Source organism: Nonomuraea sp. WAC 01424, from assembly GCF_003947315.1.
Classification (GTDB): domain Bacteria; phylum Actinomycetota; class Actinomycetes; order Streptosporangiales; family Streptosporangiaceae; genus Nonomuraea; species Nonomuraea spiralis.
This window is the reverse complement of the sequence record NZ_QHHZ01000003.1, coordinates 275,197-298,221: the sequence shown is the minus strand read 5'-3', so window position 1 is coordinate 298,221 and position 23,025 is coordinate 275,197. Positions and strand designations below refer to the sequence as shown.

The 23,025-nt window shown below is 72.2% G+C and carries 19 protein-coding genes; 13 read left to right on the top strand and 6 right to left on the bottom strand.

Annotation, left to right across the window (positions count from 1 at the left end):
• The first annotated feature begins 24 nt into the window (after positions 1-24).
• On the top strand, positions 25-1,851 hold the full coding sequence (locus DMB42_RS10715) for a glycoside hydrolase family 15 protein (RefSeq protein WP_125633214.1): 1,827 nt from the start codon (positions 25-27) through the stop codon (positions 1,849-1,851).
• On the opposite strand, the gene galK is transcribed toward DMB42_RS10715, so the two are convergent.
• Positions 1,848-2,960, bottom strand: coding sequence for a galactokinase (gene galK, locus DMB42_RS10710; protein ID WP_125633212.1), 1,113 nt, complete (start codon positions 2,958-2,960; stop codon positions 1,848-1,850). The genes DMB42_RS10715 and galK overlap by 4 nt on opposite strands.
• Before the next feature lie 43 nt (positions 2,961-3,003).
• Here galK and DMB42_RS10705 point away from each other — a divergent pair, with 43 nt between their 5' ends.
• Positions 3,004-3,840 (top strand): 1-aminocyclopropane-1-carboxylate deaminase/D-cysteine desulfhydrase, encoded by an 837-nt coding sequence (locus DMB42_RS10705; RefSeq protein WP_125633210.1) that lies wholly within the window; start codon positions 3,004-3,006, stop codon positions 3,838-3,840.
• Here DMB42_RS10705 and DMB42_RS54860 read toward each other — a convergent pair.
• Positions 3,774-4,442, bottom strand: coding sequence for a DUF6766 family protein (locus tag DMB42_RS54860; protein WP_260477613.1), 669 nt, complete (start codon positions 4,440-4,442; stop codon positions 3,774-3,776). The genes DMB42_RS10705 and DMB42_RS54860 overlap by 67 nt on opposite strands.
• A gap of 47 nt (positions 4,443-4,489) precedes the next feature.
• Positions 4,490-5,035: a hypothetical protein gene (locus DMB42_RS10695; RefSeq protein WP_125633209.1), complete on the bottom strand. Its 546-nt coding sequence runs from the start codon at positions 5,033-5,035 to the stop codon at positions 4,490-4,492.
• A gap of 115 nt (positions 5,036-5,150) precedes the next feature.
• Between DMB42_RS10695 and DMB42_RS10690 the strand changes: the two genes are divergently transcribed.
• The 3 genes from DMB42_RS10690 (at position 5,151) to DMB42_RS53085 (ending at position 8,566) form a co-directional block, all read left to right on the top strand.
• Positions 5,151-5,879 carry a TetR/AcrR family transcriptional regulator gene (locus DMB42_RS10690; protein WP_125633207.1) on the top strand — a complete coding sequence of 243 codons (729 nt, stop codon included), beginning with the start codon at positions 5,151-5,153 and terminating at the stop codon, positions 5,877-5,879.
• Positions 5,876-8,353 (top strand): PEP/pyruvate-binding domain-containing protein, encoded by a 2,478-nt coding sequence (locus tag DMB42_RS10685; RefSeq protein WP_125633206.1) that lies wholly within the window; start codon positions 5,876-5,878, stop codon positions 8,351-8,353. The genes DMB42_RS10690 and DMB42_RS10685 overlap by 4 nt, the downstream gene beginning before the upstream one ends.
• Positions 8,354-8,425: 72 nt before the next feature.
• Positions 8,426-8,566 (top strand): hypothetical protein, encoded by a 141-nt coding sequence (locus DMB42_RS53085; RefSeq protein ID WP_185844578.1) that lies wholly within the window; start codon positions 8,426-8,428, stop codon positions 8,564-8,566.
• Positions 8,567-8,630: 64 nt separating this feature from the next.
• Here the strand turns inward: DMB42_RS53085 and DMB42_RS10680 are convergent, their stop codons facing one another.
• Positions 8,631-10,613 carry an amino acid transporter gene (locus tag DMB42_RS10680; RefSeq protein WP_125633204.1) on the bottom strand — a complete coding sequence of 661 codons (1,983 nt, stop codon included), beginning with the start codon at positions 10,611-10,613 and terminating at the stop codon, positions 8,631-8,633.
• A gap of 86 nt (positions 10,614-10,699) precedes the next feature.
• Positions 10,700-11,671 (bottom strand): PP2C family protein-serine/threonine phosphatase, encoded by a 972-nt coding sequence (locus tag DMB42_RS10675; protein WP_185844577.1) that lies wholly within the window; start codon positions 11,669-11,671, stop codon positions 10,700-10,702.
• A 138-nt stretch (positions 11,672-11,809) separates the two neighbouring features.
• Between DMB42_RS10675 and DMB42_RS10670 the strand changes: the two genes are divergently transcribed.
• The 8 genes from DMB42_RS10670 to DMB42_RS10635 all read left to right on the top strand — a co-directional run bounded on the left by DMB42_RS10670 (position 11,810) and on the right by DMB42_RS10635 (position 21,954).
• Positions 11,810-13,915: a LuxR family transcriptional regulator gene (locus tag DMB42_RS10670; RefSeq protein WP_148109011.1), complete on the top strand. Its 2,106-nt coding sequence runs from the start codon at positions 11,810-11,812 to the stop codon at positions 13,913-13,915.
• Positions 13,916-14,040: 125 nt separating this feature from the next.
• Positions 14,041-15,255, top strand: a complete 1,215-nt coding sequence (locus DMB42_RS10665; protein ID WP_125633198.1) for a cytochrome P450 — start codon at positions 14,041-14,043, stop codon at positions 15,253-15,255.
• Positions 15,256-15,527: 272 nt separating this feature from the next.
• Complete coding sequence (locus DMB42_RS10660) at positions 15,528-16,472, top strand: alcohol dehydrogenase catalytic domain-containing protein (protein WP_125633197.1); 945 nt, start codon at positions 15,528-15,530, stop codon at positions 16,470-16,472.
• A 3-nt stretch (positions 16,473-16,475) separates the two neighbouring features.
• Entirely contained in the window at positions 16,476-17,768 is a 1,293-nt protein-coding gene (melA, locus tag DMB42_RS10655; protein ID WP_125633195.1) for an alpha-galactosidase, read from the top strand.
• The gene (locus DMB42_RS10650) at positions 17,765-18,823 is read left to right on the top strand and encodes an amidohydrolase family protein (RefSeq protein ID WP_125633193.1); all 1,059 of its coding nucleotides are present in this window, start codon (positions 17,765-17,767) and stop codon (positions 18,821-18,823) included. Before melA ends, DMB42_RS10650 begins: the two co-directional genes overlap by 4 nt.
• The gene (locus DMB42_RS10645) at positions 18,820-19,725 is read left to right on the top strand and encodes a carbohydrate ABC transporter permease (protein WP_125633191.1); all 906 of its coding nucleotides are present in this window, start codon (positions 18,820-18,822) and stop codon (positions 19,723-19,725) included. The genes DMB42_RS10650 and DMB42_RS10645 overlap by 4 nt, the downstream gene beginning before the upstream one ends.
• A 12-nt stretch (positions 19,726-19,737) precedes the next feature.
• Complete coding sequence (locus DMB42_RS10640; protein WP_125633189.1) at positions 19,738-20,607, top strand: carbohydrate ABC transporter permease; 870 nt, start codon at positions 19,738-19,740, stop codon at positions 20,605-20,607.
• A 12-nt stretch (positions 20,608-20,619) separates the two neighbouring features.
• A complete protein-coding gene (locus DMB42_RS10635; protein WP_125633187.1) occupies positions 20,620-21,954 on the top strand; it encodes a sugar ABC transporter substrate-binding protein in 1,335 nt (444 codons plus the stop codon).
• Between the two features lie 24 nt (positions 21,955-21,978).
• Here the strand turns inward: DMB42_RS10635 and DMB42_RS10630 are convergent, their stop codons facing one another.
• Positions 21,979-22,860 carry a sigma-70 family RNA polymerase sigma factor gene (locus DMB42_RS10630; RefSeq protein WP_125633185.1) on the bottom strand — a complete coding sequence of 294 codons (882 nt, stop codon included), beginning with the start codon at positions 22,858-22,860 and terminating at the stop codon, positions 21,979-21,981.
• Between the last annotated feature and the right edge of the window lie 165 nt (positions 22,861-23,025).

The window sequence follows — 23,025 nt, the reverse complement described above, 5'->3', positions numbered from 1 at the left end:
GTGGCACGGAGGAGAACGCCAGGCATGCTCGACCTCGACCCGCCCTTCCACCCGGTACGCCGCCGGGAGGGCTATCTGGCGCTGGAGGACCTGGGCCTCATCGGCGACGGCACGACGGCGGCGCTGGTCGGCGTCGACGGCTCGATCCCGTGGTTGTGCCTGCCCTCCTTCGACAGCGACCCGCTGCTGTGCGGCCTGCTGGACCACCGGCGCGGCGGCCACTTCACGCTGACCCTCGACGACCTGCTGGAGGCCAGGCACTACTACGAGCCGGACACCGCGGTGCTGGTCACCGAGCTGCGCGGCCCGGACGGCCTCGTCCGGATCACCGACGCCCTGGCCCTGCGCGCGGGCGCCGACCTCAGCGACGACGCGGGTGGGGGCCGGGGCGAGCTGGTCAGGTCCGCGGTCGTCCTGGACGGGAGCGTACGCCTGCGGGCCGAGCTGGAGCCGCGCGGCGGCGGCCAGGTCCGGGTGCTAGGCAGCGGTCTGGAGGTGCGCGCGTCCCGGCGGCCCGACCTGCGGCTGCACCTGCGGTCCAACCGGCCGCTGAACGGCCTGCGCACGGACCACGACCTCCGGCAGGGGGACCGGCTCGACCTGGTGCTGTCGTGGGGACGCATCCACCGCCACCACCGGTTCGACGCCGAGGCGATGGTACGGCAGACGGCCGACGCCTGGCGGCGCTGGATGCTCGCGTGCGGCTACCACGGCCCGCAGGAGGCGCTGGTACGGCGTTCGGTGATCACGCTCAAGCTGTGCGACGACTGGGTCAACGGCTCGCTGGTCGCGGCGCCCACGTCCTCCCTGCCCGCGCCCGTCGGCGGGGTGCGCAACTGGGACTACCGGTACACGTGGATCCGCGACGCCGCGTACGCGGTCTTCGCGCTGCGCCGCGTCGGGTTCGAGGAGGAGGCCGACGGATTCCTCGGCTGGGTGCTCGACGCCTTCGAGCAGAGTGGCCGGCCGCGGATCATGTACACGCTGCGCGGCGACCCCATCCCCGAGGAGATCCTCGATCCCGGCCTGGAGGGTTACCGGCGTTCGGCGCCGGTGCGCTGGGGCAACGGCGCCGCCGACCAGCGCCAGCACGACGTCTACGGCGAGGTCCTGGACTGCGCCGACCAATGGCTGCTTCCCGGCCGCGAGCTCCAGCCCGCGCTATGGGCGGGCCTGTCAGAGCTGGCCGAGGCCGCCGGGCGCACGTGGCGGGAACCGGACCAGGGCATCTGGGAGGTACGCAGCCAGGGCCGGGTCTTCACGTACTCCGCGGGCATGTGCCAGGTGGCGCTGGACCGGGCCGCGGCCATCGGCGAACGGCTCGGGCTGGCCGGTCCGATCGCCAGGTGGCGGGCCGACGCCGAGGAGCTGCGCCGGCTCATCCTGGACCAGGCGTGGAACGAGGAGGCACGGTGCCTGAGCGAGCACCTGGACGGCGGCGGCGGCCTGGACGCCAGCCTGCTCGCCCTGCCGCTGCGCAAGGTCGTGCCGGCCGGCCATCCGCGCATGGTGGCCACCACCGCCGCCATCGCCGAACGCCTGTCGGCCGGCGACGGCCTGCTCTACCGCTACCTGCACGGGCAGTCGCCCGACGGCCTGCCCGGCGACGAGGGAGCCTTCCTGCTGTGCAGCTTCTGGCTGGTGGACAACCTGGTCATGCAGGGCCACCGGGACCGCGCCGAGGAGCTGTACGCCTCCCTGTGCGCCCGCGCCAGCCCGCTCGGCCTGCTCCCGGAGCAGATCGACCCGGCCACGGGAGCGTTCTTGGGCAACTTCCCGCAGGCGTTCAGCCACATCGGGATCATCTCCAGCGGCGTCAACCTGGCACGGGCGGGCGCCGGCCAGGGCTAGGCGAGGCGGTGGGCGCCCCTGGCCGCGGTGGCGGACAGGAAGCGCGGGGCACGGAAGCCGCGCTCGGCGTAGGCGGCCGAGACCGACTCGTGCACGTTGTCCAGGCGGTCCAGGGCGACCAGGGCGATGGCCGAGCCGCCGAAGCCGCCGCCGGTCATCCTGGCCCCGCGGGCGCCGCCGCGGAAGGCGGCCTCGACGGCCACGTCCAGCTCCGGCGAGGAGACCTCGTACTGGTCGCGCAGGGACAGGTGGGAGGCGTTGAGCAGGGCGCCGATCTCGGTGACCTTGCCCGCGCGCAGCAGGCCGATCAGGGCCTCGACGCGGTGGTTCTCGGTGACGACGTGCATGACGCGCTTGCGTTCGTCGCCCTGGAGGCGGTCGAGGGCCGCGGCCAGGTCGGTGACATCGCGCAGGGACGCCACGCCGAGCTTGCGGGCGGCCGACTCGCACTCCGCGCGGCGCTTGGCGTACTCGCCGCCGGCGTGCTCGTGGTGCACCTGGGTGTCGATGATGAGGATGCCAAGGCCCTCGGCGGCCAGGTCGAGCGGGATGTTCCTGGAGCCCAGCGAGCGGCAGTCGAGGAAGAGCGCGTGGCCCTCCTGGCACAGGGCCGAGGCGGCCTGGTCCATGATGCCGCACGGCATGCCGACGAAGTCGTTCTCGGCCCGCTGGCTGAGCAGGGCGATCTCCATCGGCGTCAGGCCCAGCCCGTGGACGTCGTCGAGCGCGGAGGCGACGGCCACCTCCAGCGCGGCGCTGGAGCTGAGCCCCGCGCCCTCAGGCACGTCGCCGTCGACGGCGATGTCCGCGCCCGCGACCCGGTCGCCCAGCATGGCCAGCACGCCGACGGCGTAGCGGGCCCAGCCGGTCGCCTCCTCCCTGGCCGACAGCTCGATCGCGCCGCCGGGGGACTGGAGGGACAGCAGGCGGATGGTCTGGTCGGTACGCGGCGTGACGGCGGCGCTCACACCCCACGGCACCGCGAAGGGCAGGACGAACCCGTCGTTGTAGTCGGTGTGCTCGCCGATCAGGTTGACCCGGCCGGGCGCGCGCCAGACGGTCTGGGGATCGGCTCCGAAGGCGGCACGAAAAGCTTCAGCAACGCGCATAATCCAACACTCCTCAACAAAGGCCCGACCGTAGACTAGCGCCATGGAGGAGCTCCTGGATCCAGCGCTCGGCCAGGTCCGGGTGTTCCTGATGCACGACGACAACAAGCAGCGCAAGCTCAAGTACAACCTGGGCCATCCGCGGCTGCTCACCTTCGGCGGGGCGTACTCCCATCACATCAGGGCCGTGGCGCGGGCCGGACGGCGGCACGGGATCGAGACGATCGGCGTGATCAGGGGCGAGGAGCACCTGCCGCTCAACCCCACGCTCGCCTGCGCGGCCGCCTGCGGGATGACGCTCACCTACCTCGATCGCGCCTCCTACCGCCTCAAACACACGCCCGAGGTGCGGGCGCGGCTGCGGGAGCAATGGGGGGACGTCGAGATCCTGCCGGAGGGCGGCAGCAACGCGGCGGCCGTACGCGGCTGCGCCGAGCTCCCGCCGGAGATCGGCGTCGACTACGACGTGGTCTGCTGCCCGGTCGGCACCGGCGGCACCCTCGCCGGCATCGCGGCAGGGCTGCCGCCGGGCCGCCGGGCGCTGGGGTTCGCGGTGCTCAAGGGGGCCGGGTTCCTGACCGGCGAGGTGGCCCGGCTCCAGCGCGAGGCGTACGGCCGGACCTGGGACAACTGGTCGGTCAACCTCGACTACCACTTCGGCGGCTACGCCCGCTCGACCCCCGCCCTCGACCGGTTCGCCGCCGAGCACGCCGTCGAGGGCATCTACGTGGCCAAGATGTTGTACGGCGTGCTCGACCTGGCCCGGCGGGGCGCCTTCGCGCCGGGCACCCGCGTCGTGGCCGTGGTGACCGGTCAGCCCTCGACGTTCGTGGCCGCGTGCGGCGCGCCGACCGGTTTCGACTCCGGCGAGCCGCGCTGACGCAGGTAGATCGACAACACCACCATCGACAACACGGCCAGCAGCTCCGACTGCCAGTTCTGCAGGCTGCGGTTCCAGAACTCGGCCGAGGTCACGTACTGCCCCCACGAGACGGGGTCGCGCAGGTCGCCGAGCCGTACGGCGTTGTAGGCCGCCTGGCCGGCCACCGACTGGGCCAGCCACGACAACACGAAGACGGCCCCGGCCGCCTGCCCGCCCACCGCGAGCAAGAACATCACCAGGAAGGCCGGCGAGAGGGGGTTCTCCTTCAGCCACTTCCTCACCCGCCAGCCGTCGTCGAAGTGGTGGAGGAACAACGTGTCGCCGGTCAGCCGCACCTGGGCCTCGTTCCCCCACACGTTCACCTCGGTGACCCGGCCGCCCGGGCCCATGTGGAGGTCGGACAGCGCCTGCCCGCAGGTCTGGCCGGGGTCGGGCAGCTTCCGGGCGGTCTTGCGGGACAGCAGCGCGCACGCGGCGTCCTCGTGACGGGACTCCAGGGCGGCGTGGAACCGTTCGGCCGCGCGCGCGGCGGGCGTCGGGTCCGCCGCGCAGCCGACGGCCGCCAGGAGCAGAGCCGGCACGACGAACGGAAGTCTCATGAGCCCTGCTACCCACGGGGCGATCGGGCATGTGGCCGAAGGGCCGGCTAACCGAGCTGGTCGAGCACCGGGCTGACCAGCGCGTTGAGCTCGCGGGCCAGCACCACCACGGCCCGGTGGGCACGCTGCTCGACCTCGTCGTGCGGCCCCTCGGGCTCGGCGGCGAGGTCGCCGAGCGGCACCGGCGCCTCGACGAGCATCGTGGCGCGCAGGAACGGGATGCGCGCGAGGTCCTGCTGGCTCGGCTCGACGTACTGGCCGAAGGTCTCCTGCCAGCCCAGCCAGCCGCGGTCGCGCCACCAGGCGCGGGACCTGGTCAGCTCCTCGGGGAGCGGCGAGACGAGCCGGACGCGCGCGTAGAGCGTGCCGTCCCAGGTGTTGCGGTGGCAGGTGGCCTCCAGCACGCGCCGGTCCCAGCGCACGTAGCCGGGCATGAGCGAGGGCGGCGTGGCCAGCCGCCAGGCCGCGCACGCGAACCGGACGGGCGCGATGTCACCCCACTCGAACTCGTCGAGGTTCTTGCGCACGTGTACGGCATAGCGCCCGTCACGGTCCCTGTCGAACTCCTGGTCGATCCAGAACGCCTTGCCCATGCCCCCTACGCTACGGCCCGGCGGCGCCTCCCCGGCGGCGTACGGGAGATCTGAGACTTGCCGTCAATTGAATGACCATTTAGGCTCATATGGTCAAACAATTGGAGGACGACGAATGGCCAGAGCGGGCAGGCCGCCGCAGGACCCCGCGCGGCAGGCCGAGCGCGCGCACCGGATCCTCGACGCCGCCGCCGAGCTGATCCTGCGCTGGGGCTACGACAAGACCACGGTCGACGACGTCGCCAAACGCGCCGGGGTCGCCAAGGGCACCATCTACCTGCACTGGAAGACGCGCGACGAGCTGTTCGCCGCGCTGCTGCGGCGCGAGCGGGTGCTCATGCTGGAAGGCGTGCGTGACAGCGCGCCCGCCGCGCTCGGCGAGCTGTTCGGGAGCCTTGCCTCGGCGTTGTTGCGTCGGCCGCTGCTCCACGCGGTCCTGCTCGACGACTCCGAGGTGCTCGGCAAGCTCACCCGGCTCAAGCGGCGCGGCCCGGCGGGCGGCCTCGAACTCGGCGGCCCCTTCGACGCCTACCTGCGCGAGCTGGTCGGGCTCGGCGCCGTACGCGAGGAGCCGGGCGAGCACGTCACCGTGATCGGCTCGATCTTCTACGGCTTCATGTTCCTGCCCGGCGCGCTGCCGGAGTCCGATCGGCTGCCCGACGACCGCGTCGCCGCGCTGCTGGCCGAGACGGTCGAGCGCGCGGTGGGCACGGGACGCGCGCTGCCGCCCGCCGCCGCCGGGGCCGTCGCGCGGGCCACGCTCGACCTCCTCGACGCACTCGCCGACGTCGCCCGGCGCAAACTGGCGACATCCCTGAGCCCTGCTAAGGAGCGCTTGCAGTGAAGGCAGTCATCCCCCTCGACGACGAAGCCGCCGCCGACCTCGGCACCACCGGCGGCAAGGGCGCCTCGCTGGCCCGGCTGGCCGGGGCGGGGCTGCCGGTGCCCGGTGGGTTCGTCGTCACGACGGAGGCGTACCGGTCGTTCGTCGCGCCCTTCCGCGACGAGATCCCCTCAGCCGGCGACCCCGCCGCGCTGTTCGCCGCGCACGAGATCCCGGCCGAGCTGGCCGCCCGGATCACCGCCGCGTACGCCGCGCTCGGCGACGACGTCGCCGTGGCCGTGCGCTCGTCGGCGACCGCCGAGGACCTGCCCGGCATGTCGTTCGCCGGGCAGCAGGACACCTTTCTCAACATCAGGGGCGAGGGCCTGCTGGAGGCGGTCCGCCGCTGCTGGGCCTCGCTCTGGAACGCGCGCGCCGTCGCCTACCGCGAGCGCAACGGCGTCCCGCACGACGACGTGGCTCTGGCCGTGGTCGTCCAGGAGCTGGTGGACGCCGACGCGGCCGGGATCATGTTCACCGCCGACCCGGTCACCGGCGCGCGGGACGAGATCGTGATCAACGCCTCCTGGGGGCTCGGCGAGGCCGTCGTCGGCGGCCAGGTCACGCCCGACACGATCAGCGTCTCGGGCGGCCGGGTCACCGGCTCGCAGGTCGCCGACAAGACCGTCATGACCGTGCGCACCGCGACCGGCACCCGTGAGGAGCCGGTGCCCGAGGACCTGCGCCGCCGTCCCGTCCTCGACCCGCCGCAGGCGCGGGAGCTGGCCGCGCTCGGCGAGCGCGTCCAGACCCTGTACGGCATGCCGATGGACGTCGAGTGGGCCCGGTACGACGGGACGTTCGCGATCCTCCAGGCGCGCCCGATCACCGGCCTGAAGCAGCAGGTCGAGGAGTGGAACGACAGCCTCAAGGGCGACTACCTGTGGACCGGCGGCAACCTGGGCGAGGCCATCCCCGACGTGATGACGCCCGCGACCTGGTCGTTCGTCCGCCTGTTCATCCACGAGGCGATGTCGGCCTCGGCGCTGCCCGGCTTCGACCTGGTGGGCAACATCGGCGGACGCTTCTACATGAACCTCAGCGTCGTCCACTCCATCGCCGCCGCCCTGGGCATGCGCAGCCGGCTCGGCGCGGTCGAGCAGGTCTTCGGCAAGCTGCCGCGCGGCCTGGAGGTGCCGAAGGTGAACCTGTCGCGCTGGGAGATCGTCAAACGGGTGTTGCCGATGGCCGTGAACATCCAGCGGCGGGTGCACCGGAACCTCAAGGACATGCCGGCCTTCCTCGCCTCCTCCCGGCAGCACTGCGAGGAACTGCGCGAACGCGTCGCCGCCACGTCCTCAGGGCCCGAACTGGCCGATCTGTGGGCCGCCGCGATCGAGCCCCACATGGTCACCTCCAGCCGCATGCTGGAGGCCGCCGGACGCCAGGGCGGCGCCACCCTCGTCTGGACCCGCGACCGGCTGCGCAGGCTGATGGGCGAGGTGGACGCCGAGGCCATGCTGACCGGCGTGAACGCCGACGGCGAACTGGCCAGCCTCGGGCCGGTCCTGGGCCTGGGCAGGCTCGCCAGGGGCGAGATCAGCCGGGAGGAGTTCGCGCTGGCGTACGGGCATCGCGGCCCCCACGAGTTCGAGGTCTCCATGCCCCGGCCGGGCGAGGACCAGGCCTGGATCGACGCCCAGCTCGCCGGCCTGCGCGACCTGCGGGCCGGCACCGAGGCGCTGCTCGCCCGCCAGGAGAAGGCCCGGCAGGAGGCGTGGGCGAGGTTCGCCGCGCGCTACCCGGGCAAGGAGGCCGGGACTCGCGCCCGGGTACGCCGCTGGAACGCGGTCGTCCGCGACCGGGAGACCGCGCGTTCGGAGAACATGCGGGCCTTCTGGGTGTCGCGGGCGTTCGTGGTGCGCGCCGGTGAGCTGACCGGGCACGGCGACGACCTGTTCTTCCTGTACCTGGAGGAGATCCTCGACGTGCTGCGCGGGGACACGACGGCCCTCGCCCGGGTGCCGGTACGGCGGGCGACCTACGAACGGTACGCCGCGCTGCCGCCGTACCCGACGGTGATCGTCGGCCGGTTCGACCCCGTACGGTGGGCCGCCGACCCTGACCGCCGGGCCGACGTGTACGACGCCCGCGGGTTCGACGTCCCGGTCAGCGACACCGTGACCGGGTTCCCCGGCGCGCCCGCCGACGTCGAGGGTGTCGCCAGGGTCATCGCGGGCCCGGAGGAGGGCGACCGGCTCAAGCCCGGCGAGATCCTGGTCACGACCCTGACGAACGTGGGCTGGACCCCCATGTTCCCGCGTGCCGCCGCCGTCGTCACCGACATGGGCGCGCCGCTGTCGCACGCCTCGATCGTGGCCCGCGAGCTGGGCATCCCGGCCGTGGTCGGTACCGGCAACGCCACCATGCGGCTGCGCGACGGCGACCGCGTTCGGGTGGACGGCGAGCGCGGCACGGTCGAGTTGCTGCAGTGAAGGGTCGCTGAGGTGAAAAGACTGCGCCAAGTCCGCCGTCCGCCGGGCCGCGGTGTGTTCACTGTGATGACCATGATCGATCAGTGGATCCTCGACGACGAGCGTGAGCTCGAAGCACGCTGCGCCCGCTTCCGTCTCGCCCTGCTGGGCCTCGACCGCGACGGCCTCCCGCCCGACCGGCAGGAGCCCCGGCAGCCGGACGAAGCCGCCTGACCGTCCTGCCGGCCTGGCCCGCCCGCCTGACCGGCCCGCCCGGCCGGCCGGTCAGCCTGGCCGGTCAGCCGCCGACGTGGATGCCGGGCCGCCGCTGCGGATCGGGCTCGATCTTGCGGATGATCTCCCGTACGACCGGGGCGGTGTCGCCGCGGCCCAGGATGAGGTAGCGCAGCAGGTGGACCATCGGCGAGCCCTCGGCCCACTCGAAGTAGCAGTGGGGACGCACCCCGGTGGCGGCGCGCAGCGCGAGCAGGACGGCCGCGATCGCGTTGGGCGCCGCCGGGCTCTCCGCGCGCAGCACCCGGTGGCCGCCGACCTCGACGCCGTGCAGCCGCAGCACGTCGCTGAAGCTGGAGGGGTCGATGACGTCGATCTCCAGGAACAACACGTCGGCCCGGCCCGGCACCGGGTTCATGGCGCGCTGCTCGCTCTCCTTGGCCAGGTACTCGGCCACGTCGCCGGGGCCGCGCCGGTTGGCGATGATGTTGAGCGCGCCGTCGTAGTTCAGGGAGTCGGTGACGAACCGGCGCGCCGCCTCGTCGAACTCGACGCGGTCGGCCCGCAGCTCGGTCGTGCGCGACACCCGCGAGATCAGCGAGATCGCGACGATGCCGAGGATGAAGAACGCCGAGATGGTGATGCCGTCGGGCTTCTCCCTGATGTTCTCCAGCAGCGCGTAGACCAGCACCAGGGTCAGCACGGTGAACCCGACGACGGCCGGGGTCTGGCGGCGGCGGACGGCCGAGATGGTCACCGCGACCGCGCCGGAGACCATCATGGCCAGGATGCCGGTGGCGTACGCGCCGGCCTGGGCGTCCACGTCGGCGTCGAAGGCCAGGGTGAGCAGCACGCAGATGACCGTGTAGACCAGCACGACGGGCCGGACGGCCCTGCCCCACTCCGGCGCCATGCCGTACGAGGGCAGGTAGCGCGGCACGATGTTGATCAGGCCCGCCATGGCCGACGCCCCGGCGAACCAGAGGATGAGGATGGTGCTGACGTCGTAGACCGTGCCGAAGCCCTCGCCGAGGCGCTCGTGCGCCAGGTACGCCAGCGCCCTGCCGTTGGCCTGCCCGCCCGGCGCGAACTGCTCGGCCGGGATGAGCACGGTGGTGACGAAGCTGGTGGCGATCAGGTAGACGCTCATGATGAGCGCGGCCACGGTCAGCAGCTTGCGGGTGTTGCCGATGCGCGAGCGCAGCCGCTGCTCGGGGTTGTCGCCCTGGGCGGCCACGAGGGGCATCATGCTGACGCCCGTTTCGAACCCGGACAGGCCCAGCACCAGCAGGGGGAAGGCCAGCACCGCCGGGCCGAGCAGCCCGGTGAAGCCGCCGCGCCCGGTCAGCAGCGCGTCCGTCCAGTGCGACAGGGCCTCGGGCTCGGCCGCGAGGGCGGCGAACCCGACGGCGACGACGACCGCGTTGAGCAGCAGGAACAGCGCGACCAGCGGGATCGCGACGCCGACCGCCTCGGTGAAGCCCATCAGGAACACCCCGCCGAGCACCAGCAGCAGCACCACGGTGATGATCACCGCGTGCCCGTGCAGGAAACTCGGGAAGTACGGGTTCTCCAGGATGTGCACCGAGGCGTCGGCGGCCGACAACGTGATCGTGATGATCCACGACGTGGCCACGAACCCCAGCAGGACCAGGACGAACAGCTTGCCCCGCCAGAACGGCAGCAGGCGTTCGAGCATGGCGACCGACCCTTGCCCGTGGGGGCTCTCCTTGGCCACCCGCCGGTACATCGGCAACATGCCGAGCAGCGTCAGCGCCACGATGAGCAGCGTGGCCAGCGGCGACAGCGCCCCGGCCGCCAGCGCGGCGATGCCGGGCAGGTAGGCGAGGGTGGAGAAGTAGTCGACGCCGGTCAGGCACATGACCTTCCACCACGCCTGCGGCTCGCCGTGGCCCTCGGCCGACTCCGGGCCGACGGGCTGGACCTGGTGCCGCAGCAACCACCGCGCGAGCCCGCTGGAAGGCGGTCCGGTACGGCCCGCGCTCTCGACCGACTCGGGTACGGCAAGCTCTCCGGTACCGCTCACCGGATCTCCCTCTCATCGGACGCCGCGAACGAACGTCCCCACCTTAGGGGGTGGGATCTCGCCCGCGCGCGCCGCGTCCTGCCGCGCTACGGGCGCTCGTTGCCCGAGTCGGCCGGCAGGACGGTGACGCCCAGGTCACCCGGCGCCGGGCCCGGCACCCGCTCGGCCGGATCGGGCACGGGGACGGGCTGCGCCAGCACGAGCGTCAGGTCGTCCCGCAGGTCGCCGGCGTGCTCGTCGAGCAGGTCGAGGAGGTTGGGCAGCGCGTGGTCGAGGCCCGGCGCGGCCAGGGCGTGCCTGACGTGCTGGTCGAGCGGGATGTCGATGCCGTCGGCGTCCCTGGCCTCGGACAGGCCGTCGGTGTAGAGCAGCAGCCGCTGGGAGAGGCCGAGACCGGCGCGGCGCATCCGCGGGTCGGGGCCGAGGCCCAGCGGCGGCGAGGGCTCGGGCGGCTCCAGCGCCTCCAGGCGGTGGCCGATCCGCAGGGGCGCCGGGTGGCCGCAGTTGACCAGGCGTACCTCGCCGGGCGCGAACTCGGCCAGCAGGACGGTCACGAAGTCCTCCTCGCCGAGGTGCGGGAAGAGTTCGGCGTCGAGCGCCCCGGCCAGCGTCACCAGGTCGGGCGCGGCGGCCGCGTGCCGGCGGAAGGCGGCCAGCACGACGGCGCTGAGGTGGGCGGCCTCCATGCCCTTGCCCTTGGCGTCCCCGACGATGACCCGTACGCCGGAGGGCGCGGCCAGCGCGTCGTGCAGGTCGCCGCCGACCAGCGACTGGTCGTTGGCCGAACGGGTGTGGACGGCCAGGCTGACGCCGCCGAGCCGGGGCGGCAGGGGCCGGACGACCGCCTGCTGGGCGAGCTCGGCGATCTGGCGAACCCGGACGAGTTCGTTCTCCTGTTCGCGCTGGGCCCGGATGGTCACGAACGTCCAGCCGCCCGCGGCGGCCAGGACGAGCAGGCCCGTCAGAGGGTCGAAATCGGCGCCACCGAAGGTGGCGAACAGCGCGACAACCACTTCGACCAGCAGGAACAGCAGGAACCAGCCTCGCTGTGAACGCATGGTGTGTCTCCGGCTATCGGCTTCTTCTTTCCGGACGGGGCGAACAGTAGGAGTAGCTACTTTCTCACTTTTAGTGACGGAGCGCATCAGCTTCCGGCAAGCTGCTGTCACAACTTCATCCGATAGGTGGCGATCACGATGGCAGGTAACTGGCAGGCGGGCAACCTCCCAGCGGAACTTACGAGCCTGATCGGCCGAGAAAACGAGTTGGAGCAGGTGCGGCGGGCGTGCCGGCGCTCCCGGATGGTGACCCTGACCGGGGTGGGCGGAGTGGGCAAGACCCGCCTGGCCCTGCGCGCCGCCGCCGATCTGCGGTCCGCGTTCACCGGCGGGGCCTGGCTGGTGGAGCTGTCGCCGCTGGACGACGGGACCCTGCTGCCGCACGCCATCGCCGAGGCGCTGCGGCTCACCGACCAGACCACGAGGCCCATGGCCGAGGTGCTGGCCGAGCACCTGTTCGGCCGCGAGGTGCTGCTCGTGCTCGACACCTGCGAGCACCTGGTGGGCGCCTGCGCGGTGACCGTCGAGACGCTGCTCGCCGCGGTGCCGGGGCTGCACGTCCTGGCCACCAGCCGGCGGGCGCTGGAGGTGGACCCGGAGCTGGTGATCGTGGTCGAGCCGCTGCCCGTGCCGGCGCCGGGCGCCACCGCGCTACGCGGCCAGGACGCCGTGACGCTGCTGGTCGAACGGGCCACCGAGACGATGCCGACCTTCGAGGTCACCGACACCAACCGCGACGACGTCGTACGGCTGTGCCGCCGGCTCGAAGGCATCCCGCTGGCGATCGAGCTGGCCGCGGCCCGGCTGCGCGACCTGCCGCTGGGCCATCTGGCCGACCGGCTGGAGGACCGCTTCGCCACGCTGGAGGACGACCAGGTGCTCGACCAGGAGGCCGATCCGCCCTGGCACCAGGCGCTGCGCACCGCCGTCGGGTGGAGCCACGAGCTGTGCGAGCCCGCCGAACGCCTGCTGTGGGCGCGGGTGTCGGTGTTCGCCGGTGACTTCGACGCCGATGCGGTGCGCCAGGTGTGCGCCGACGAGCGGCTGCCGGAGGCCGGCGTCGGGCTGCTGCTCGACGCCCTGGCCGACGAGTCGATCCTGACCTGGCTGCCGACCGGCTCGGGCGAGCGTTACCGCATGCTCGACACCCTGCGCGAGTACGGCGCCGGATGGCTGCGCGGCCTCGGCGAGGAGGAGGAACTGCGCCGCCGGCACCGCGAGCACTACCAGGACCTGGCCGTACGCGGCGCCGCCGGCTGGCTCGGCGCCGGCCAGCCGGCCTGGTACGACCGGATGGTCGGCGAGCACGACAACCTGCGTGCCGCGCTGGAGAGCGCGCTCGGCGAGCGGGACGGCCGCGCCGCCCTCGACCTGGCCGGCACGCTGGCGTTCTTCTGGTACGGCTGCGGCTACGCCAAGGAGGGCCGCCACTACCTCGGCCAGGCGCTGGCCCTCGACCACGCCCCCGGAACGGCCCGCGCCCGCGCCCTGTGGGCCGACGGCCTGCTCGCGGCCACCCAGGGGGACGCCGCCGCCACCGAGGCGCGGGCCGACGAGTGCGAGGCCGCCGCGGACGACGACGACGCCTTCGCCGCGCTGTGCGTCAAGGCGCTGCGCTCGGCGGTCGGCGTGATCCGCGGCGACCTGGAACTGGCCATGGTCGAGTCGGAACCGGCGTACGTGATGCGCTGGAGCGACGGCGACCTGACGATCGCGGGTCTGCTGGCGTTGATGTGCCGGGCGGTCGCGCACACCGTCGGCGGCCGGGCCGACGAGGCGATCTCGGTGCTGGAGGACCTGCGGGCCCTGTGCGACCAGCGCGGCGAGCAGTCGATGCGCTCCCATGGCGACCTGCTGCGCGGCCAGGCCGAACTGGCCCGCGGACGCCTGGACGCGGCGGTCGCCTACGGGCAGGCGGCGTTGCGTACCAAGCGCAGGCTGCACGACAACTTCGGGATCGGGCTGACCGTCGACCTGCTGGCGCTCGGCGCGGGGGCCGCGGGGCGGTCGGAGCGGGCGGCCCGGCTGCTGGGGCTGGCCCAGCGGATCTGGAGCACCCATGGGCAGGCGCAGGCCAGCGTCCCGGCCTGGGTGGCGGCCCGGCAGGACTGCGAGCGGCAGGCGCGCGAGTCCCTGGGCGACGACGTTTACGAGTCGGCGTTCCGCGCCGGGTACGACGGCGACCTCGACGCCGGCATCGCGTACGCGCTGGAGCCGGAGGGTGAGGGGTTGCCGAACGCCTGACCCACCTGGGGCTCCTATGTGGCGGGAGGGACAGATGTTGCCTGCCTGACGGTGACAGCCTCCCGTCTTGGATCGGGAGGGCTTACCACCGAGAGTGGGGGGACATCCGCATATGGGAGGCTGCATTGGAAACTCCTGCACTTCCGTTCCCGGTTCCCGGCGAGCGGACGTCCGAGACGATCCGCCGCCTGCGGGACGCGCACGGCCCGGTGCTGCGCGTCCTGCTCCCCGGGGAGGTGACCGGCTGGCTGGTGACCTCCTACGAGGCGACGGAGGAGGTGCTGGCCAACGACGAGACGCTCTTCAGCAAGGACGCCAGGAACTTCGCCGGGCTGCACGACGGCACGGTCCCGGCCGACTGGCCGTTGCGCCAGGTCGTCGAGGGCGACCACCTGCTGACCAAGGACGGCGCCGACCACCGGCGGCTGCGCGGCCTGATCAACCGGGCCTTCACGCCGGCCCGGGTGGCCGGGCTCGCGCCGCGCGTCCAGCAGATGACCGACGACCTGCTCGACCGGATGGCCGAACGGGACGGCGAGGTCGACCTCGTACGCGCCTTCAGTGAGCCGCTGCCGGTCGCGGTGATCTGCGAGCTGTTCGGCGTGCCCGAGGACGAGCGGGCCCAGATCCGCGAGTGGACCGGCGTGCTGCTGTCGCACGCCGCCGCCCCCGACGCGGTGAACGCGGCGGCCGGGGCGCTGCTCGGCTACCTGGCGGCCTTCATCGCGCGCCGGCGCCAGGAGCCTGGGGACGACCTGACCACCGGCCTCATCCGCGCCCACGAGGACGACGGCGACCGCCTGTCCGAGAACGAGATGTTGTGGATCCTGTGGGTCGTGCTCATCGCCGGCCACGAGACCACCGTGCACCTGATCGCGAAGACGGTCGTCGCCCTGTGCGCCGACCCCGCCCAGCTCGACCGCGTCCGTTCGGAGGACGCCTGGGAGCAGGTGGTGGAGGAGGCGCTGCGCAGCCGCAACTCGGTCGTCGGCATGGTGTTCCGCTACCCGCTCAAGGACGTCACCGTCGCCGGCACGACGATCCCGGCCGGTCAGCCGGTCATCATCGGGCTCACCGGCGCGGGCACCGACCCGGCCCGCTACGGCCCGGACGCCGACAGCTTCGACCTCGGCAAGGCCAAGGAGGGGCACCTGGGCTTCGGCCGGGGCCCGCACTTCTGCCTGGGGGCGCCGCTGGCCCGGCTGGAGGCGCGGATCGCGTTGTCGTCGCTGTTCGCCAGGTTCCCCGGGTTGCGTCTGGCGGTCGGGCCCGAGGAGATCGCGTACACGTCGTCGCTCATCACCGAGGGGCCGCTGGCGGTGCCGGTTCTGCTGAGCTGATTCTGCCAGCCAAACCGGCTTTCCATGATTCGGAATAGCGCGGAACGGCCGGGCCGAAGGGCATAGTCCGAGGACGTCGCCCCTGGCCCGGCCGTTCTGGCGTGCTCCTCGGGGTGTGGTCAGGCGTCCGTTCCCCCTGGGAGTTCGCCCCCAACCCTTGACACGCTCTTCGTCTCGGTGGTCTCCTAGCGCCAGTTCGGAATGACATTCTGTATGACGGAATAGGATGGGATCTTGAACGAACGCGCGCATTCGACCGCCGGCCGGCTCTCGTGAGGGCTCTGGTCTTCACCGGGCCCGGCGTCGTGGAGCCGCAGGACGTGCCGGAGCCCGTGGCCGGGCCGGACGAGGTGCTGGTGCACGTGGTCACCTCCGGCATCTGCGGCAGTGAGCTGCACGGGGTGAAGACCCCCGGGTTCCGGGTGCCGCCGCTGGTGATGGGGCACGAGTTCGCCGGGCGCACCGACGACGGGCGGGCGGTGACGGTCAACCCGATCCTGTCGTGCGGCGCCTGCGACGTGTGCCTGCTCGGGCGGCCCAACGTCTGCAGGAAACGGCAGATCGTCGGCGTGCACCGGCCGGGCGCCTTCGCCGAGCGCGTCGCGGTGCCGGCCGCCGCCGTGGTGCCGCTGCCCGACGGCCTCGGCTGGACCGCCGCCGGCGTGGTGGAGCCGGCGGCGAACGCCGTGCACGCCTGGGGGCTGGCCGGGCGGCCGGCCGGGGCGCGCGTGGGCGTGATCGGGGCCGGCGCCATCGGGCTGACCTGCCTGCTGACCGCCCTGTCCGGCGGCGCCGCCTCCGTGGACGTGGCCGACCGCTCGCCCGAGCGGCTGGCCGTCGCCGCCCGGCTCGGCGGCGTCGCGGCCGGCGCGGAGCTGACCGGCGAGTACGACGTGATCTTCGACGCCGTCGGCGCCGCCGCGACCCACGAGCAGTCCCTGTCCCGCCTGCGCCCCGGTGGCGCGGCCGTCTGGCTGGGGCTGCTCGACCACGTGGCCGGCTACGACGCCGCCGACCTGGTACGCGGCGAGAAGCGCGTCCTGGGTTCCTTCGCCTATGACGCGGCCGACTTCGCCACGGCCGTCGACCTGGTCGCCGGCTGGGACCTGAGCTGGGTCGAGACCTTCCCCCTCGAAGGGGGCGCCGAGGTCTTCACCCGGCTGATGAACGGCCAGGCCATCCCCGTCAAAGCTCTGCTGACCCCGGAATCGAGGTAACCCATGGCCCGCATCGTCCTGGTGGGCGCCGGAAGCATCACGTTCGCCAAGAACCTGCTCTCAGACATCCTGACATTTCCTGAACTGTCCGAGTCCACGATCGGCCTCCACGACATCGACCAGGCCCGGCTCGACACCGCCGAGGCGATGGCCCGCTGGATGGTCGGCGAGCTGGGCATCGGCGCGAAGATCGAGGCGTACGCCGACCGCAGGGCCGCCGTCGAGGGCGCCGACTACGTGATCAACGAGATCGCCGTGGGCGGCCTGGAGGCGGTCAAGCGCGACCTGGAGATCCCCGCCGCGTACGGCGTGCGCCAGACGATCGGCGACACCCTCGGCATCGGCGGCATCTTCCGCGCCCTGCGCACGATCCCGGTCATGGTCGGCATCGGCGACGACCTGGCCGAACTGGCCCCCGACTCGGTGTTGTTCACCTACACCAACCCGATGTCGATGATCCCGTGGTCGGTCTACGCCGGCACCCCGTTCAAGAACGTCGTGGGCGTCTGCCATGCCGCGCGCGACACCCAGCAGACGCTGGCCAGGATGGTCGGCGTCCCGGAGGAGGAGATCTCCTTCCTCACCGCGGGCGTCAACCACCAGGCGTTCGTGCTGCGCTTCGAGCGCGACGGGGAGAACCTCTACCGGCGGCTCGACGAGCTGATCGAGCGGGACCCGGAGCTGCGGCGGCGGGTGCGCGTCGAGGTCTACCGCAACTTCGGCTACTTCCCGACCGAGTCCTCCGAGCACGGCTCGGAGTACCTGCCGTGGTTCCTGCCGCACGCCGAGGAGGTCGAACGGTACCGCATCCCGATCAACGTCTACCTGGAGTGGCTGGCCGAAGGCTACGAGGAGTACGAGGAGTACAAGAGCTCGCTGGAGGCGGGCCGGGGCGTGCCGATCGAGCGCGGCGAGGAGCTGGCCTCGCTGGCCATCCACTCGATGGAGACCGGCACCCGCAGGATGATCCACGGCAACGTGCGCAACGGCGGCCTGATCTCCAACCTGCCCCCGGAGGCGACCGTCGAGGTGCCCTGCCACGTCGACCGGTCCGGCGTGCAGCCGGTGCTCGTCGGCGAGCTGCCCGCCCAGGTCGCCGCGCTCAACCGGGCCTTCCTCAGCGTCGGCGAGCTGACCGTCAAGGCGGCCCTGGAGGGGCGGCGCGACCACGTCTACCAGGCCGCGCTGCTCGACCCCAACACCGCCGCCACCCTCCCGGTACGCAAGGTCCGCGAGCTGGTGGACGCCCTGATCGAGGCCCACGGCGAGCTGCTGCCCGAAGGCATCAGGGGATGACCGTGTGCGACGCCGACCTGCCGTTGTCCCGCTACCGGCCGGTGTCCCAGCTCCGGGTGGCCGTCCACGAGGTCGACCGCGCCAGGGTGCCCGTCGTGGACGCCCACATCCACCTCGGACGCTGGCTGACCGAGGACGGCGGCTGGATGGTCGAGGACGTCCCCGCCCTGATCGACATGATGGACGAGCTGAACCTGCGCGGCATGGTCAACCTCGACGGCCGCTGGGGCCGGGAGCTGGCCGAGAACATCGAACGCTACGACGCCGCCCACCCGGGCCGCTTCGCCACGTTCTGCCACGTCGACTGGTCCGAGACCGCCGTACCCGGCTTCGGCGAGCGGCTGGCCGCGCAGGTACGCCGGTCGGTGGCCGAGGGCGCGGCCGGGCTGAAGGTGTGGAAGGACGTCGGGCTGCGCGTCCGCGACCACAAGGGCGAGCTGGTCATGCTCGACGACCCCCGGCTCGACCCGCTATGGGCCGCCGTGGGCGAGGCGGGCATCCCGATCGCGTTGCACACCGCCGACCCGGTCGCCTTCTTCGAGCCCATGGACGAGCGCAACGAACGCCTCGAACTGCTGGCCGCCCGGCCCGACTGGAACTTCTCCGGGCCCGGGTTCCCCTCGTTCGAGCGGCTCATGGAGGCCATGGAGGGGATGGTCGCCCGGCATCCGGCCACGACCGTGATCGGGGTGCACGCCGGGTGCTGGCCGGAGAACCTGGGGTTCGCCGGGCGGATGCTGGAGGCGTACCCGAACTTCCACATCGACATCGCGGCGCGCGTCGCCGAGCTGGGACGCCAGCCGCGCGCCACGCGCGCGCTGATGCTCCGCCACCCCGGCCGGGTGTTGTTCGGCACCGACGAGATCCCGCCGCACCGGGACATCTACCGCCTCCACTTCCGGTTCATGGAGACCGACGACGAGGCGTTCGCGCACTCGCTGGACGACCCGCCGCTGATGGGCCGCTGGACGATCTCCGGGCTCGACCTGCCCGACGACGTGCTGGAGCAGGTGTACGCGCGCAACGCGCTGCGGCTCGTGCCGAGGCTGGCATGACGGCGGTCCTCCGGACCGTACGGCGGCACAGCGCGGAGGGCGGGCAGGGACGGCACGCGCTGCTGTTCCTGCTCCCCGCGCTGGCCGGGTTCGCGGCCTTCTACATCTACCCCAGCATCCGCGGCCTGTGGTTGTCGGCGACCGACTGGAACCTGCTGTCGGAGCCCGGGTTCGTCGGCCTGGCGAACTACGCCGAGCTGGCCACCGACCCGCTGTTCTGGAAGGCGCTGCTGCTCACCGGCTACAACACCGTGCTCAACCTGGTGGGGCAGCTCACGCTGGCGCTGCTGCTGGCCGCGCTCATGCACCGGCTGACCAAGTCGGTCGTGCTGCGCGCCACGCTGCTGCTGCCCTGGCTGGTGCCGAACGTGGCCACCGCGCTGCTGTGGTTGTGGTTGCTGGACGCCAACCTGGGCTTCGTCAACCAGCTGCTCGACGGCATGGGCCTGTCCACGCACGGGTTCTTCAACGCGCCCGGCGAGGCCATGCCGAGCGTCGCGGCCGTGACCACGTGGGCCTCGGTCGGGTACGTCGCCCTGCTGCTGTACGCGGGCATGCTGCAGATCCCGAACTCGGTGTACGAGGCCGCCGCCATGGACGGCGCCGGCGAGATCCGCACGTTCTTCCGGGTCACGCTGCCGCTGCTGCGGCCGGTGCTGGCGCTCGTACTGGTCGTCTCGGTGATCGGCTGCTTCCAGATCTTCGACACCATCGCCGTCGCCACCAGGGGCGGCCCGGTCAACGCCACCAAGGTCATCTACTACTACATCTACCAGGAGGCGTTCACCCACTTCCGCATGGGCTACGCGGCGGCCATGGCGCTCAGCCTGGTGCTGATCCTCGGCGCCCTCACCTACGTGCAGATGCGCCTGATGCGCGCGTCCGACTCGGACCTCGGTTAGGGGGCGCGCGTCATGCGTACCGGCAGGATCGTGGCCTGGGCCGTGCTGGGGCTGGCCGTTCTGGTGACCGTGTTCCCGTTCTACTGGATGGTCCGGACCGCCCTCACGGATGCCAACCACCTCTTCTCCGACAACTTCTCGCTCTTCCCGCAGCACTTCACCTGGGCGAACTTCAAACGTGTCCTCGGCCTGTCGACCATCGCCGAGGCGCAGGCGGCGGGCGGCTCGGGCGCGTCCCTCGATTTCGTGCTCTACCTGCGCAACTCGGTCATCTACACGACGGTCGTGGTCGCCGTGCAGACGCTGTCGTGCGCCATGGCCGGGTACGCGCTGGCCCGCCTGCGTTTCCGCGGCCGGGAGGCGCTGTTCTCGGTGTTCGTCTCGGCGCTGATGGTTCCGCCGATCTTCACGCTGCTGCCGAACTTCGCCCTCGTCCGCAACCTGGGGCTGCTCAACACGTTCGCCGGGCTCGTGGCGCCGATCCTGCTGATGACCCCGTTCACCGTCTTCTTCCTGCGGCAGTTCTTCCTGTCGCTGCCGCGCGAGGTCGAGGAGGCCGCCGTCATCGACGGCGCCGGGGTGTGGGGCGTCTTCTGGCGGGTCGCGCTGCCCATGTCGAAGGGGCCGCTCATCACCATCGCCCTGATCAACGGCGTGTACGCCTGGAAGGACTACCTCTGGCCGCTGCTCGTCGGCCAGGAGGAGGACAACCGGGTGCTCACGGTGGCACTCGGGGTGTTCCTCCAGCAGTCGCCGAACGCCCGCCCCGACTGGACGGGCCTGATGGCCGGCTCCACCCTCTCCGTCATCCCCGTCCTGCTGCTCCTGCTGGTCTTCGGCAGGCGGCTGGCCAACTCGCTCAACTTCACCGGCATCAAGTAAGTAAGGACCCCCATGTCCAGGAAAGCATTGGCGACCCTCGCCGGACTCCTCACCCTCGCCGCCTCCGCCTGCTCGTCGTCCTCGGGGAAGAGCGACGGGCCCGTCGAGCTCAGCTACATGATGTGGGTGGAGAGCCAGGTGCCGGCGTACAAGCAGTGCGCCGACGCGTTCACGAAGAAGAACCCGAACATCACCGTCAAGCTCAGCTCGGTGGCGTGGGCGCAGTACTGGCAGAACCTGACCACGCAGGTCGTCTCCGGTACGGCCCCCGACGTGTTCCGCGACTCGGTGGCCTACTATCCGCAGTTCGCCAAGAACAACCAGCTCCTGGACATCTCCGAGTTCGTCGCCCGCGACAAGGTGGACCTCGGCCAGTACCAGAAGGGCCTGGCCGACATCTGGGTACGCGACGGCAAACGCTACGGCCTGCCCCTCGACTGGGACACCATCGGCGTCTTCTACAACAAGGACCAGGTCAAGAAGGCCGGGCTGGACCCCGCCTCCTTCGGGAACTGGACCTGGAACCCGCAGGACGGCGGCACGTTCGAGAAGGCCATCGCGGCGCTGACCGTGGACGCCGAGGGCCGCAGGGGCACCGACCCCGCCTTCGACAAGGAGCACGTGGCCGTCTACGGCATCGCGCCCGACTACAACACCGGCGCGCTCGGCCAGACCGGCTGGGCCGGGTTCGCGGCCGGCAACGGCTTCAAGTACCTGGACAAGAACCCGTTCGGCAGCAAGTACTTCTACGACGACCCCAAGCTGGCCGAGACGATCGACTGGTTCGCCTCGCTGATCAAGAAGGGGTACGCGCCCCCGTACGACAAGCAGTCGGCCCTCGGCGGCGACGCGGTGCTGCAGTCGGGCAAGACTGCGATGGTCATGGCCGGGTCGTGGATGGCCAAGCCGTACCTGGACAACAAGACGCTCGACCTGGCCGTCGCGCCGCTGCCCGAGGGGCCGCAGGGACGCAGGTCGCCGATCAATGGCGTCTCCGACGCCATCTACGCCGGCACCAAGCACAAGGAGGAGGCGTGGCAGTGGGTCAGGTTCGTGGGCTCCTCGGAGTGCCAGGACCTGGTCGCGGCGACGACCGAGGTGCTGCCGGCCATCACGACGGCCTCCGACAAGGCGCTGGCCGCGCACAAGGCGGCCGGGCGCGACGTCCAGCCGTTCGTGGACGAGGCCAAGGCGGCGGGCGGCACGTTCCTGCTGCCGGTGACCGACAACGCCGACAAGATCAACGAGATCATGGACGCCGCGATCTCGTCGGTCCTGCTCGGCACCGCGGACTCCAAGACCGCGCTCCCGGCCGCCAACTCCCAGGTGAACGCGCTCTTTCAGTGACCGGCCCGGCCGCCCCCGCCCGGGTCAGGCCGCCGGGGACACCCCCTCGTCGAGGGCGAGGCCGAGGGCGGCCAGGCGGGCGGGCTCGGAGACGATCTCGATCCCGGTGATGCGGTCGCCGTCCGCCGTGACCCGCAGGACCAGGAACAGCCGGCCCTCGCGCAGCACGCCGATGCCCGGCACGCCGTCGACGAGCAGCACCCCGGCCAGGCGCGCGCCGTCCGCGCCGGCGAGCGTGCCCTCGGCCACCGAACGCGCCCCGCGCCGCTCCCCGGCCGACCCCGGCAGGTCGGACCGGTGCAGCACGTCGGGGGCGAGCACCGCGAGCAGGGCCTGAAGGTCGCCGGCGCGGGCCGCGGCGAGGAAGGCGGCCACGAGCCTGCGCTGCCTGGCGTGGTCGGCGGCGGGCAGGACGGGCGTGCCGTTGACCCGCTGACGGGCCCGGCTGGCCAGCTTCTTGGCCGTGGCGGGGGAGCGCTCGACGATCTGCCCGATCTCGCCGAACGGCACCGAGAACAGGTCGTGCAGCACGAAGGCGACCCGCTCGGCGGGGCTCAGCGTGTCGAGCACCACGAGCAGGGCCAGCCCGACCGAGTCGGCCAGCACCGCCTCGTCGGCGGGATCGCCGTCATGGACGCTCACCTGGTCGAACCGCTCCGATTCGACGAGGTGCTCGTCCCTGCGCCCGCGGGCGCGCAACATGTCGAGGCAGATCCGGCCGACGATCGTGGTCAGCCAGCCGGGCACGTTCGCCACCTCGCCCGCGTCGGCGCGGGCGGCACGCAACCAGGTCTCCTGGACGGCGTCGTCGGCCTCGTCGGCCGACCCGAGCATGCGGTACGCGACCGCCCGCAGATGGGCCCTGGTCCGGTCGAAGTGCTCGGCCAGCTCGGCTTGCGCGTTCATCGGTCACCTTTCGTCGCGCCGGTTCGTCATACAGGCGGCTGAGCGACGACGAGGGGCGACCATGGCGGCATCCTAACGGGCGGCACCGACCGCCTTCTCACAGGTGACTTCCGGCCAGGCGGTCACCTTTCCCGGTTCCGCGTCGTCAGGTGGGTGAGTCTTCAT

Bases quoted from the DNA above. Each gene is read 5' to 3' on its own strand.
- DMB42_RS10635 (WP_125633187.1), top strand. From the start codon at position 20,620: ATGTCCAGGAAAGCATTGGCGACCCTCGCCGGACTCCTCACCCTCGCC.
- DMB42_RS10675 (WP_185844577.1), bottom strand. From the start codon at position 11,671: ATGCGTTCACAGCGAGGCTGGTTCCTGCTGTTCCTGCTGGTCGAAGTG.
- DMB42_RS10640 (WP_125633189.1), top strand. From the start codon at position 19,738: ATGCGTACCGGCAGGATCGTGGCCTGGGCCGTGCTGGGGCTGGCCGTT.
- DMB42_RS10705 (WP_125633210.1), top strand. From the start codon at position 3,004: ATGGAGGAGCTCCTGGATCCAGCGCTCGGCCAGGTCCGGGTGTTCCTG.
- DMB42_RS10695 (WP_125633209.1), bottom strand. From the start codon at position 5,035: ATGGGCAAGGCGTTCTGGATCGACCAGGAGTTCGACAGGGACCGTGAC.
- DMB42_RS10690 (WP_125633207.1), top strand. From the start codon at position 5,151: ATGGCCAGAGCGGGCAGGCCGCCGCAGGACCCCGCGCGGCAGGCCGAG.
- DMB42_RS10715 (WP_125633214.1), top strand. From the start codon at position 25: ATGCTCGACCTCGACCCGCCCTTCCACCCGGTACGCCGCCGGGAGGGC.
- DMB42_RS10630 (WP_125633185.1), bottom strand. From the start codon at position 22,860: ATGAACGCGCAAGCCGAGCTGGCCGAGCACTTCGACCGGACCAGGGCC.
- melA (WP_125633195.1), top strand. From the start codon at position 16,476: ATGGCCCGCATCGTCCTGGTGGGCGCCGGAAGCATCACGTTCGCCAAG.
- DMB42_RS54860 (WP_260477613.1), bottom strand. From the start codon at position 4,442: ATGAGACTTCCGTTCGTCGTGCCGGCTCTGCTCCTGGCGGCCGTCGGC.
- DMB42_RS53085 (WP_185844578.1), top strand. From the start codon at position 8,426: ATGATCGATCAGTGGATCCTCGACGACGAGCGTGAGCTCGAAGCACGC.
- DMB42_RS10670 (WP_148109011.1), top strand. From the start codon at position 11,810: ATGGCAGGTAACTGGCAGGCGGGCAACCTCCCAGCGGAACTTACGAGC.
- DMB42_RS10645 (WP_125633191.1), top strand. From the start codon at position 18,820: ATGACGGCGGTCCTCCGGACCGTACGGCGGCACAGCGCGGAGGGCGGG.
- galK (WP_125633212.1), bottom strand. From the start codon at position 2,960: ATGCGCGTTGCTGAAGCTTTTCGTGCCGCCTTCGGAGCCGATCCCCAG.
- DMB42_RS10650 (WP_125633193.1), top strand. From the start codon at position 17,765: ATGACCGTGTGCGACGCCGACCTGCCGTTGTCCCGCTACCGGCCGGTG.